Origin of the sequence: Novosphingobium sp. UBA6272 (assembly GCF_002440635.1) — a bacterium.
GTDB lineage: Bacteria > Pseudomonadota > Alphaproteobacteria > Sphingomonadales > Sphingomonadaceae > Novosphingobium.
In genome coordinates, this window is record NZ_DJUW01000002.1 from 58,247 (window position 1) to 70,507 (window position 12,261).

The following is a 12,261-nucleotide window of genomic DNA, read 5'->3' on the forward strand; positions in this document are numbered from 1 at the left end:
GGGGCAGATGCGCAAGCGGATTTGGATTGCAGTCGCGGTGGTGGCGCTGGCGGCGTTCGGGTTCTTCGGGATCGCGCCGGGCTATCTCGAAAACAGCATGAACCGGATCGACGGCAAGGAACTGATCCCGGTCAGCCCCGAGGCCGAGGCACTGCACAAGAGCCTGCTGGTGGTCGATCTCCATTCCGATACGCTGATGTGGAAGCGCGATCTGACTCAGCCTGCCGATCGTGGGCATGAGGATCTGGCCCGGCTGCAGAAGGGCAACGTCACGTTGCAGGTCTTCGCCTCCACCACCAAGTCGCCCAAGGGCCAGAATTACGATTCGAACAGCGGTGACAGCGACAACATCACCCTGCTGGCGATTGCCCAGATGCAGCCACGCCGGACCTGGACCTCGCTGCTTGAACGCTCGCTGTGGCACGGGCAAAAGCTTGATCGCGCGGTGGAAACCACGGACGGTCAGCTGCTCAAGGTCAGCGACGAGGCCAGCTTTGACCGGTTGCTGGCGGCGCACAAGCCGCATGGCACGGTCGGCGCGCTGCTCTCGGTCGAAGGGCTGCACAACCTTGAGGGCAAGGCCGAAAATCTCGACAAGCTCTACGCCGCCGGGTTCCGGATGGCCGGGCTGACTCACTTCTTCGACAACGAGCTCGCCGGATCGCTCCATGGCGTGAGCAAGGGCGGGCTGACCCCGTTCGGGCGCCAGATCATGGGCCGGATGGAAGAGATCGGGATGATCGTCGACATTGCCCATTGCAGCCACCAATGCGTGGCCGAAGTGCTGGCCAGCGCGCGCCGCCCGGTGGTTTCCAGCCACGGCGGGGTCCAGGCGGTGTGCAAGGTCAACCGCAACCTTTCCGACGACGAGATCCGCGGCGTCGCCCGCACCGGCGGGGTGATCGGGATCGGCTATTGGGATGCGGCGGTCTGCGACACCAGCCCGCGCTCGATCGCCAAGGCGATCCGCCACGTCCGCGATCTGGTCGGGATCGACTACGTTGGCCTCGGCAGCGACTATGACGGGGCGACCACGGTGCGGTTCGATACTTCCAACCTTGTCCAGATCACCCAGGCCCTGCTGGACGAAGGCTTTACCGCGCAGGAAATCCGCGCGGTAATGGGCGGCAACGCGCTGCGCCTGATCCGCGCCGGGATCGTACCGATGAGCGCGGCGCAGCTGGAGCAGAAGCGCGCGTCATGACGATCCCTCGGCTCGATGCGCGAGCACCCATGCCCGAGAGCTTGCGCGGCGCGATCATCGCGCTGGGCAATTTCGACGGCTTCCACCGCGGCCACCAGGCCGTGGCGGGCGAGGCGATCAGCTGGGCCTGGGCCGAGGGCCGACCGGCAATCATCGCGACCTTCGATCCCCACCCGGTGCGCCATTTCGCCCCGCAGACCCCGCCGTTCCGGCTGACCACGCTCGGCCAGCGGCAGGAACTGTTCGAAGCGGCCGGGGCCGATGCCATGCTGGTGTTCCATTTCGATGGCGCGCTGGCAGCAACCACGGCCGAGGACTTCGTGCTTGAGCTGCTGATCCGCCGCCTGGGCGCGGCCGGGGTGGTGACCGGCGAGGACTTCACCTTCGGCAAGGGCCGGGGTGGCAACGTGCCGATCCTGGCCGAGCTGGGCAGCAGCGCGGGGATGCAGGCCCGCGCGGTCGGCGCGGTCAGCGAGCATGGCGAAGTAGTTTCCTCCAGCCGGATTCGCGAAGCGCTGAAGACCGGCGATTGCGGCACCGCGACGCACCTGCTGACCCGCCCCTTCGCGATCCGCGGCACGGTGGAGCACGGGGCCAAGCTCGGCCGGAGCATCGGTTATCCCACCGCCAACCTGTCGCTCGGCAGCTACCTGCGCCCGGCCTACGGCATCTATGCGGTCACCGGCCTGCTGCCTGGCGGCCAGATCGTCCACGGCGCGGCCAACCTCGGGATCCGGCCCAGCTTCGATCCGCCGATCGAGCTGCTCGAGCCCTATTTCTTCGATTTCTCCGGCGATCTCTATGGGCAGGAGATCGAAGTGGCCCTGCACCACTACCTGCGCCCCGAAGCGAAGTTCGACACGCTGGAAGAACTGACCGCGCAGATGGAGGCCGATTGCTTGCAGGCGAGGGCATTGCTCGGCGCTGCGCAAGGTTAGTTCACTCAGAGGCGCAGAGAAGAAAAGGGAGGCGCGGAGGAGCTGGAAGCGCCGCAGGCTCTCTTTACTTGCGCCAGGTTTCGTCAAGCGTAACACGAGTTGACAAAGGCGGCTTCGCCGTGTGCGCTACCCCTCTGCGCCTCCACTTCCTCTCTGCGCCTCTGCGTGAACCATTCTGCCTTCGGCGTCCTGCCCAAGCCGCGAACCAAAAAATTGCGATTTCCCGCCGCCCCCGCTAAGGCCCGCGCGCCATGACTGAACAGCGCGACTATCGAGACACCGTCTTCCTGCCGAAGACCGAGTTCCCCATGAAGGCCGGCCTCCCCCGGAAGGAGCCGATCATTGCCGCGCGCTGGGAAGCGGAAAAGCTGTACGAGCAGCTGCGCGATGCGCGGCGCGGGCGTGAGACCTTCATGTACCATGACGGTCCCCCCTATGCGAACGGCGACATGCACATCGGCCACGCGCTCAACCACACGATCAAGGACATGGTCTGCCGCACCCAGAACCTCTTGGGCAAGAACGCGCCCTATGTTCCGGGCTGGGACTGCCACGGCCTGCCGATCGAATGGAAGGTCGAGGAGCAGTACCGCAAGGCCAAGAAGAACAAGGACGAGGTCCCCCTTCTCGAATTCCGCGCCGAGTGCCGGGCCTATGCCCAGCATTGGGTCGACGTGCAGCGCCAGCAGCTCAAGCGGCTCGGCGTGATGGCCGATTGGAACAATCCCTACCTGACCATGCAGCCCGAGAGCGAGGCGACGATCGTGGCCGAGCTGCTCAAGTTCGCTACCAGCGGCCAGCTCTATCGTGGGGCCAAGCCGGTGATGTGGTCGCCGGTCGAAAAGACCGCGCTGGCCGAGGCCGAGGTGGAGTATGAAGATATCACCTCGACCCAGATCGACGTGGCGTTTGAGATTGTTGAATGTCCTAATGACCCAAGCTTGGTCGGAGGTTTCGTCGTAATTTGGACGACAACCCCTTGGACTATACCAGTGAACCAAGCGATCGCCTTCGGCCCTGACATTCTCTATCGGCGGCTTTACGTTGGCGATACGCCCTACATCGTTGCCGATGCTTTGGTTGAAGCATTTGCGGTTCGCAAACTGGGGCGCGATTGGCTGCAGAAGCAATGCGATTGGCAGTTCGCAATTGTCGATCAAGAGCTTTACCTAAAGCCAGGAGCTCTCGACGGCGCGGTAGCCCGCCACCCGATGCACCACCTCGGCGGGTTCTTTGCCGAGCCGCGGCCGTTCCTGCCGGGCGACTTTGTCACCACCGACTCCGGCACCGGGCTGGTCCACATGGCACCCGATCACGGCGAGGACGACTTCGAGCTGTGCAAGGCCCACGGCCTGAACCCCAAGTTCGCGGTTGAAGGCGATGGCAAGTACCGTGAGGACTGGCCCTGGCTGGGCGGGCAGGGCTCGGTCATCAACCCCAAGTTCAACGCCCCCGACGGGCCGATCTGCTCGGACCTGCGCGAGGCGGGCGGACTGCTGGCGGCTTCGGCGGATTACCAGCACAGCTATCCGCACTCGTGGCGGTCCAAGGCCAAGGTGATCTATCGCTGCACGCCGCAGTGGTTCGTGCCGATGGACAAAGAACTCCCCTCCCGCTTGCGGGAGGGGTCGGGGGTGGGCCAGTCGGCCAATGCAACCCATTCGCCCGATCAGACTCACCCACCCCTAACCCCTCCCGCAAGCGGGAGGGGGACTACCCTCCGCGAAATAGCCCTTGCCGAAATCGAACGGGTCCAGTTCACCCCCGACAAGGGCCGCAACCGGATCGGTTCGATGGTCGCGGGCCGTCCCGACTGGGTCCTGTCGCGCCAGCGCGCCTGGGGCGTGCCGATCACGCTGTTCGTCAATCGCAAGAGCGGCGAATACCTGGTCGACGAAGCGGTCAACGAACGGATCGTCGCGGCGGTGCGCGAACACGGCATCGATGCCTGGACGCCCGACACCGCGCACAGCTTCCTGGGCGACAAGTACAACCCCGACGAGTGGGAAGCGGTTTCCGACATCCTCGACGTCTGGTTCGATTCGGGCACCAGCCACGCCTATGTGCTGGAATCGGATCGCTGGCCTGACCTGTCATGGCCGGCCGACATCTATGTCGAAGGCTCTGACCAGCACCGCGGCTGGTTCCAGTCGTCCTTGCTGGAAAGCTGCGCTACCCGTGGCCGCGCGCCCTATGACCGGATCCTGACGCACGGGTTCACGATGGATTCCAAGGGCATGAAAATGTCCAAGAGCCTGGGCAATACCATCGATCCCAACAAGGTGATGGAAACCTATGGCGCGGATATCATCCGGCTGTGGGCGCTGTCGGTCGATTTCACCGAGGATCACCGGATCGGCGATGAAATCCTGAAAGGTGTGTCCGACCAGTACCGCAAGCTGCGCAACACCTTCCGCTATCTGCTCGGCGCGCTCGACGGCTTCAGCGAGGCCGAGCGGGTGCCGGTGGAGACGATGCCGGAGCTGGAGCGCTATGTGCTGGCGCTGCTGGCCAGGCTCGACGCGACGCTGCGCAAGGCGACCGACGAGTTCGACTTCAACACCTATGTCCGCGCGCTGACCGATTTCTGCAACGAGGACCTTTCGGCCTTCTTCTTCGATATCCGCAAGGACAGCCTCTATTGCGACGCGGCGACCGATCCCAAGCGGATGGCCTATCGCACCGTGCTCGACACGCTGTTCCACGCCCTGGTGCGCTACGCCGCCCCGGTGCTGGTCTTCACCGCCGAGGAAGTGTGGGGAACGCGCTATCCGGAGGCGGGGAGCGTGCATCTGCTTGAGTGGCCGACCCTTCCCCGTCAGCCCGGGCTTGACCCGGGCCAAGGCTTTTCTTCGGCGACGGCGGCGGAAGGAAGCCAAGCCCCGGATCAAGTCCGGGGTGACGAGCTTTGTTTTTTTGAGAATGGTGAGCCATTAGTTCGTTGGTCCACTCTTCGAGATCATCGTCGCGCCGTGACGGAAATGATTGAACCTCTGCGGCGAGAAAAAACTGTAGGATCAAGCTTGGAGGTGGAAGTGACCGCGCCGTTCGCCGACATAGGTGAGACAGTCCTCGCGGAACTGTTCATCGTGTCTTCGGTCAAACAGGGCGACACGCTTTCCGTCACCCGCACCACCCACCACAAATGCGGCCGCTGCTGGCGGCACCTCCCCGAGGTGACCGAGGACGGCGCGCTTTGTTCACGTTGCGATCAGGTGGTGGCGGGCATGGACGCCGGCGCATGAGCTTCCTCTCCGCCCGCCCCCGCACCATCGGCCTGATCCTGGCCGGGCTGGTCTATTGGTTGGACCAGTGGATCAAGCGCCAGGTCGACGGACCCTGGGGTCTCACCGAAGAATACATGAAGATCGACCTGTTGCCGTTCTTCGACCTGACCCGGACGCACAATCACGGCGTTTCGATGGGATTCCTCACCGCCAATTCGATGGAGATGCGCTGGGGGCTGGTGGCGCTGACCGCCGGAATCGCGCTGATCGTGTTCGTCTGGCTGCTGCGCGAGAAGAAGTTCGGCGACATCCTGCCGCTCGGCATGGTGCTGGGCGGGGCGCTGGGCAATATCCACGACCGCTACCGCTTCGGCTATGTGCTCGACTATGCCGATTTCCACATCGGCACCTGGCACTTTTATATCTTCAACCTGGCCGATGCGGCGATCACCGTGGGGGTTGCGATAATCCTTGCCCGCAGCTTCCTGATCCGCGAAAAGACCGAAACTGAACCGGCGGGCGCCCCCGCTACGGAGAATTGAGACCATGCGTAAGTCAGCCCTGATCGTCCTGTCCGGCAGCGCCCTGCTGCTTTCCGCCTGCGGCGGCGGCGGGCTGTTCAACCGCCAGCGCCCCGATGAATTCGCGGTGCAGCGCCAGGCTCCGCTGGTGGTTCCGCCCGATTTCGCGCTGGTTCCCCCTGCCCCCGGCGCCCCGCGCCCGACCGAGCAGAGCACTGCGGCCCAGGCCCAGGGCGCGCTGTTCGGCCCGGCCCAGCCGCGTTCCGGCGTGGAAACCACGGTCGGCCAGAAGAGCGGTCAGGCCGCCCCTTCAATCCGCTCGACCGTCGGCGATCCGGCAACCCAGACCGTCGCCAAGGGCGAAGTCACCCGCGACATCGTCGCCGCGCCGGAAGGCGATGGCCGCGAAGCCCAGACCATGATCGGCGGTACCTGAGTTACCGTTTCAGTCTGTGATTCAAAAGGGCTCGCGGAAACGCGGGCCTTTTTTGGTTGCACTCGCAAAGGCGCAAAGGCGCAAAGGTGTTGTGCGAGGCCCTGGCCTTTCCCGCGCAAGCGGGAAGAGGGTTGCGTCCCGCTTGCGCGGGAAAGTGGGAGTCTTGGGTCGGATACCACGCCTTTGCGCCTTCGCGCCTTTGCGAGAGCTATTCCGCGTCCGTGCGCGAAGCGGCCTTGCTGACCAGCAGCTTGTCGATCTTGCGGCCGTCCATGTCGACCACCTCGAAGCGCCAGTTCTGTTCGTGGAAGTGCTCGCCTTCGTGCGGCAGTTTCTTCATCACCGACAGGGCAAAGCCGGCGGCGGTGGCGAAATCGCGGTCATCGGGAAGTTCGATCTCCAGCCGGTCGGCCAGGGCATCGGCGGGCAGCGAACCGGCGATCAGCAGGCTGCCGTCCTCGCGCTCGACCACCATCGGCTCGTCGCCTTCATCCTGGTGGCTGGCGAAATTGCCGACGATCGCGCTGAGCAGGTCGGCCGGGGTCACCACCCCTTCGAGATGGCCATATTCATCATGGACCAGCGCCATCGCCACGTCGCTCTGCTGGAGCAGCCGCAGCGCGTCCATCGCGTCAAGCTGGTCGGGGATCACCTCGGCCTTGCGCATCAGCCGGGCCAGCTGGACCTTCTTGCCGGCCAGCAGCACCGCCAGCACGTCCTTGACCTTGACCACCCCGACGATGTTGTCCGGGCTGCCATCGGCCACCGGCAGCAGCGAATGGGGCGAATCCTTGATCGCGGCGCGGACCTCGGCCTCGCTGGCCTTGCGGTCGATCGTGTCGAGTTCGGTCCGCGGGGTCATCAGTTCACGCACCGGACGGTCGGCCAGCCGCATAATCCCGGTCATGATCTGGCGTTCTTCCTCTTCGATCACGCCCGAGCGGGTCGCCTCGGCGAAGACCAGGTGGAGCTCCTCCGCGGTCAGTGAGTGCTCGCCCTTGCCCCGCACCCCCAGCACGCGAACCAGGAACGAGGACGAGCGGTTGAGCAGCCAGACGAACGGCGCGGTCACCCGGGCGACCACCGCCATCGGCACCGCCGCGACCATCGCGATCGGCTCTGCCGCACGCAGCGCAATCTGCTTGGGCACCAGTTCGCCGATGACCAGGCTGAAATAGGTGGTCAGGACAATGACGATCGCAAAGCCTGCTTCTTCGGCATAGCGATCGGGCAGCCCCAGCGCGGTCAGCCGTTCGGCAGTCGGTCCGCCGAGGCTGGCGCCCGAATAGGCGCCGGCAATGATTCCGACCAGGGTGATCCCGATCTGCACGGTCGAGAGGAATTTGCCAGGGTCCGAGGCCAGCAGCAGAGCGGTCCGCGCGCCCTTGTGGCCGCGATCCGCTGCGACTTTGAGCCGCGCTGGGCGCGCCGAAACGATCGCCAGTTCGGACATTGCGAACAGGGCATTGAGCAGGATCAGGCCTGCAATGACAAAAACATCGGTCCAGGGGAATGCTTGCACGGTTCATCCGTTAGCAGACTTGCAGCGCTACGCGAAGAGGCGCGCGGCGATTGACAAAGATGCGATGCAGGGACCATTCATGTTCCGGACGATAGGGTTAATATCAAGTTCCTATGATGGAAGGGGAAATGCCATGATCAAGACCCGTACAATGCTTGCGAGCCTGGCGGCCGCATCGATGCTGACCGCCTGCGTCACCGATCCCAACACCGGTGAGAAGAAGATCAGCCGCACCGCGATCGGCGGAGTTGGCGGCGTGGTTGTCGGCGGCCTGCTGGGCGGGCTGATCGGCGGCAAGACCGGGCGGATCGTCGGCGCGGGGATCGGCGGTGTCGCCGGGGCCGCGGTCGGCTATACCATGGACAAGCAGATCAAGGAGCTGAAGGAACAGACCGCCGGCTCGGGCGTCGACGTGACCGAGACCGACAATGGTCAGGCGATCCTGGTCAATCTGCCCGACGGCGTGACCTTTGACGTCGGCAGCGCCACGCTCAAGCCGGCCTTCCGCGAAACGCTCGACAAGGTGGCGCAGAGCCTGATCCAGTATCCCAACAGCCTGGTCGACGTTTACGGCCACACCGATTCGACCGGTTCGGACGCGTTCAACCAGACCCTGTCGGAAAACCGCGCCCGCACGGTGATGAACTACCTGATTTCAAAGGGTGTCCCCGCCGCACGGCTGCGCAGCCAGGGCTTTGGGGAGACCATGCCGGTCGCCTCGAACGACACCGCCGACGGTCGCGCCAGGAACCGCCGGGTCGAGATCAAGATCGTTCCGGTCACCCAGGAAGACGTGGCCGCGGCTCGCTCTTCCGGTTCATAACGGATCGCGATTCAGCCAATCACCAGAGGGGCTCGCCTGCAAGGGCGGGCCCCTTCTGTTTCAACCTTGCCCGACCAGATCCCTTGCCCGCCCGGCCAGCCGTTCAACGGCCGCGCCGTGGATTTGGGGCGAGCTGACCAGCACCCCGAAGGCGCGCGGATCGCGCTTATTGTAGGTCAGCGGCGCGCCGAAAGCGTCGGTTACCGCCGCCCCTGCCTCGCGCGCGATCAGGGCTGCTGCGCCGATATCCCATTCGTAGCCCCAGCGCAGCGTGGCGACCAGATCGGCCTCGTCGGCGGCGACCATCGCCATCCGCAGCGCGATCGAATTGGGCTGGTCGACCGGGGTCAGATCGGCATCGGTCTTGGGCAGGGCCAGCGCCGGAACCCGCGCGCCGATCAGTTCGGACCGTGTGCTGGCGGCAAGCCGCTCGCCATTGCGCCACGACCCCCGGCCCGCCTCGGCCGACCAGAACTCGCCCCGCGCCGGTGCATCAAGGATCCCGAGCAACGGCTTGCCGGCGCTGACCAGCGCGACCGAAATCGCCCAGCCGGCCCGGCCGCGGATGAAATCGCGGGTCCCGTCGATCGGATCGACCAGCCAGATCAGCCCGCCCTGCAGTCGCTCGGGCGCGTCGACGGTTTCCTCTGACAGCCAGCCGGCCGATGGCAGAAGCAGGCCAAGCTCGCGCTTGAGGAATGCATCGACCGCAAGGTCCGCCGCGCTGACCGGGCTGCCGCCATGCTTGTCCCAAGTTTCAAGCGCATGTCCGTGGCCGGGCCAGGCCCCGAGCGCGAGCTGCCCGGCTTCGCGGACGATCGCTTCGAGGCGCGCGCGGTCGATCAAGCGGCATTCTCCGCGGTTACTGATAACGACTCGCAACTAGCGTTCATATTTCTCACCTTTGCGACCTTCGGAGGCCTTTTCAAGCCCGCCAGCCTGTGCTTAGGCCAGCCGCAATCCCGGTGCCAGCACCGCCCCCCACGGAGTGACCCCTCATGAACATCCACGAGTATCAGGGCAAGGAACTGCTCGCCAAGTTCGGCATCGCCATCCCCAAGGGCATCGCGGCCATGTCGGTTTCCGAAGCGGTCGAAGCCGCCAAGCAGCTCCCGGGGCCGCTTTACGTGGTGAAGAGCCAGATCCACGCCGGCGGGCGCGGCAAGGGCAAGTTCAAGGAACTGGGCCCCGATGCCAAGGGCGGCGTGCGGCTGGCCAAGAGCCTCGAGGAAGTCGAAAGCCACGCCCGCGAGATGCTCGGCAATACCCTGGTGACGATCCAGACCGGCGATGCAGGCAAGGAAGTCAACCGGCTCTACATCACCGACGGGGTCGACATCGGCAAGGAATACTATCTGTCGATGCTCGTTGACCGCGCCACCGGGCGGATCGCGATGATCGCCTCGACCGAAGGCGGGATGAGCATCGAGGACGTGGCTCACGATACCCCGGAAAAGATCGTGACGATCACGATCGACCCGGCCCAGGGCTTCATGCCGCACCATGGCCGCGCGCTGGCCTTCGGGCTCAAGCTCAAGGGCGATCTGGCCAAGCAGGCCCAGGTCCTCGGCAAGCAGCTCTACGACGCCTTCATGGCGCTCGACTGCGCGATGATCGAGATCAACCCGCTGGCCGAATGCGATGGCAAGCTGCTGGTGCTCGACACCAAGATGAGCTTCGATTCGAACGCGCTCTATCGCCACCCGGATGTGATGGCGCTGCGCGACGAGACCGAGGAAGACCCGGCCGAGATCGAAGCCAGCAAGTACGACCTCGCCTACATCAAGCTCGACGGCAACATCGGCTGCATGGTCAACGGGGCGGGCCTGGCCATGGCGACGATGGACATCATCAAGCTCAACGGCGAGTTTCCCGCCAATTTCCTCGATGTCGGCGGCGGCGCCAGCAAGGAAAAGGTCACCGCGGCGTTCAAGATCATCCTCAAGGACCCTGCGGTGAAAGGCATCCTCGTCAACATCTTCGGCGGGATCATGAAATGCGACATCATCGCCGACGGGATCGTCGCAGCGGCCAAGGAAGTGAACCTCTCGGTTCCGCTGGTGGTCCGCCTCGAAGGCACCAATGTCGAACTGGGCAAGCAGATCCTCGAAGGCTCGGGCCTGCCGATCGTCTCGGCCAGCGATCTGGGAGATGCCGCCAAGAAGATCGTCGCGGAAGTGCGCAAGGCGGCGTGATGCGTCCGTTTGCAACAGTGATGGGGCTGGCGACACTCTTGGCTGCCAGCCCCGCTGTTGCTTGCTCGATCATACTTCCGGCGGACTACGAAGGCAGCTCCCAGCAGCGCCGCGATGTTCGTGACTCCATCGAACGCGCTACCATCATCATCGATGGTGAAGTTGTGCGCCCCTGGACGCCCGAGCGACCCGCCCTGGTCCGCGTTGAGCATGTCCTGAAGGGCTATCCTCCCGAGCTTGTTGAAGTGGGCGGGCCCGGAGCTGGCGCGGATTGTTCGATCCCGTTGGCGCACATCGGCGAACGCTCGCGGATGATCCTGTCCAATGGCCCAAGCCCCTATGACCTGTTCCGTGATCAGTCCGAGGCGCGCCACGAGGATCGCGTGCTGCATTCTGATCGTCGCGAGGTTTGGCCTTACTTCCCGGGCATTCAGGCCGCTCCCTCGAACTAGGTTTCTGCCATTGCCCGGCACGTGTAGAAATTTTGCTGCAAGGCATCAGCAAACTCGACTTGACCCGCTGCGGCGGCGTGGCAATGGCTGATGCATCTCGGGGCTTAACCGGTCGATGAAGATGGGTTGACGTTTCCGTAAACGTAAACTAGGCGCGGCAGCGTCATTCAACGGGAAAGGCTGGAACAGCATGAAAGCCCTGGTCTGCGTAAAGCGCGTGATCGATTACAACGTGAAGCCGCGGGTCAAATCCGACGGCACCGGTGTCGACCTCGCCAATGTGAAGATGAGCATGAACCCCTTCGACGAAATCGCCGTCGAAGAAGCCATCCGCCTGAAGGAAAAGGGCGTGGTGGCCGAGATTATCGCGCTTTCGGTGGGGCCGGCCAAGGCCCAGGAAACGCTGCGCACCGCGCTCGCCATGGGCGCGGACCGCGCCGTGCTGGTCCAGGTCGATGACGGCGTCGAGGTTGAGCCGCTCGCCGTGGCCAAGCTGGTCAAGGGCGTCGCCGAGGAAGAAGGCGTCAGCCTGATCATAACCGGCAAGCAGGCAATCGACGACGATTCGAACCAGGTCGGCCAGATGGTCGCCGCGCTGATGGGCCGCCCGCAGGGCACCTTCGCCAACGAAGTCGCGATCGAAGGCGATTCGGTGGTGGTGAAGCGCGAAGTCGACGGCGGGCTCGAAACGGTCAAGCTGGCGCTGCCGGCGGTGGTCACCACCGACCTGCGCCTCAACGAACCTCGCTATGCCTCGCTGCCCAATATCATGAAGGCCAAGTCCAAGCCGCTCGCCACCAAGGCCCCGGCCGACTACGGCGTGGATATCGCTCCGCGCCTCAAGACCCTCAAGGTCAGCGAACCGCCGGTCCGTTCGGCCGGCATCAAGGTGGCCGACGTGGATGCCCTCGTCGCCAAGCTCAAGGAAATGGGAGTCGCCTGA

Annotated in this window: 11 protein-coding genes; 9 read left to right on the forward strand and 2 right to left on the reverse strand. The window is 64.6% G+C overall.

What is annotated here, in order from left to right; translation table 11 throughout:
* Positions 1–7 precede the first annotated feature (7 nt).
* From B2V17_RS00945 to B2V17_RS00965, 5 genes are all read left to right on the forward strand, one after another.
* Positions 8–1,204, forward strand: coding sequence for a dipeptidase (locus B2V17_RS00945; protein ID WP_292994239.1), 1,197 nt, complete (start codon positions 8–10; stop codon positions 1,202–1,204).
* Entirely contained in the window at positions 1,201–2,142 is a 942-nt protein-coding gene (locus tag B2V17_RS00950) for a bifunctional riboflavin kinase/FAD synthetase (protein ID WP_414690737.1), read from the forward strand. The genes B2V17_RS00945 and B2V17_RS00950 overlap by 4 nt, the downstream gene beginning before the upstream one ends.
* 251 nt (positions 2,143–2,393) lie before the next feature.
* Positions 2,394–5,387: an isoleucine--tRNA ligase gene (ileS, locus tag B2V17_RS00955; protein ID WP_292994241.1), complete on the forward strand. Its 2,994-nt coding sequence runs from the start codon at positions 2,394–2,396 to the stop codon at positions 5,385–5,387.
* Entirely contained in the window at positions 5,384–5,911 is a 528-nt protein-coding gene (gene lspA, locus B2V17_RS00960) for a signal peptidase II (protein ID WP_292994243.1), read from the forward strand. Before ileS ends, lspA begins: the two co-directional genes overlap by 4 nt.
* A gap of 4 nt (positions 5,912–5,915) precedes the next feature.
* Positions 5,916–6,326: a DUF3035 domain-containing protein gene (locus tag B2V17_RS00965; RefSeq protein ID WP_292994244.1), complete on the forward strand. Its 411-nt coding sequence runs from the start codon at positions 5,916–5,918 to the stop codon at positions 6,324–6,326.
* Between the two features lie 208 nt (positions 6,327–6,534).
* Here B2V17_RS00965 and B2V17_RS00970 read toward each other — a convergent pair whose 3' ends face one another.
* Positions 6,535–7,848, reverse strand: coding sequence for a hemolysin family protein (locus B2V17_RS00970; RefSeq protein ID WP_292994245.1), 1,314 nt, complete (start codon positions 7,846–7,848; stop codon positions 6,535–6,537).
* 133 nt (positions 7,849–7,981) lie between these two features.
* Between B2V17_RS00970 and B2V17_RS00975 the strand changes: the two genes are divergently transcribed.
* Entirely contained in the window at positions 7,982–8,671 is a 690-nt protein-coding gene (locus B2V17_RS00975) for an OmpA family protein (RefSeq protein WP_292994247.1), read from the forward strand.
* Positions 8,672–8,731: 60 nt separating this feature from the next.
* Here the strand turns inward: B2V17_RS00975 and B2V17_RS00980 are convergent, their stop codons facing one another.
* Positions 8,732–9,517 (reverse strand): 3'(2'),5'-bisphosphate nucleotidase CysQ, encoded by a 786-nt coding sequence (locus B2V17_RS00980; protein WP_292994249.1) that lies wholly within the window; start codon positions 9,515–9,517, stop codon positions 8,732–8,734.
* Positions 9,518–9,669: 152 nt separating this feature from the next.
* Between B2V17_RS00980 and sucC the strand changes: the two genes are divergently transcribed.
* The 3 genes from sucC to B2V17_RS00995 all read left to right on the forward strand — a co-directional run bounded on the left by sucC (position 9,670) and on the right by B2V17_RS00995 (position 12,261).
* Positions 9,670–10,866, forward strand: coding sequence for an ADP-forming succinate--CoA ligase subunit beta (gene sucC, locus B2V17_RS00985; RefSeq protein ID WP_292994251.1), 1,197 nt, complete (start codon positions 9,670–9,672; stop codon positions 10,864–10,866).
* Positions 10,866–11,318: a hypothetical protein gene (locus tag B2V17_RS00990; RefSeq protein ID WP_292994252.1), complete on the forward strand. Its 453-nt coding sequence runs from the start codon at positions 10,866–10,868 to the stop codon at positions 11,316–11,318. The genes sucC and B2V17_RS00990 overlap by 1 nt, the downstream gene beginning before the upstream one ends.
* A 190-nt stretch (positions 11,319–11,508) precedes the next feature.
* Entirely contained in the window at positions 11,509–12,261 is a 753-nt protein-coding gene (locus B2V17_RS00995) for an electron transfer flavoprotein subunit beta/FixA family protein (protein ID WP_292994254.1), read from the forward strand.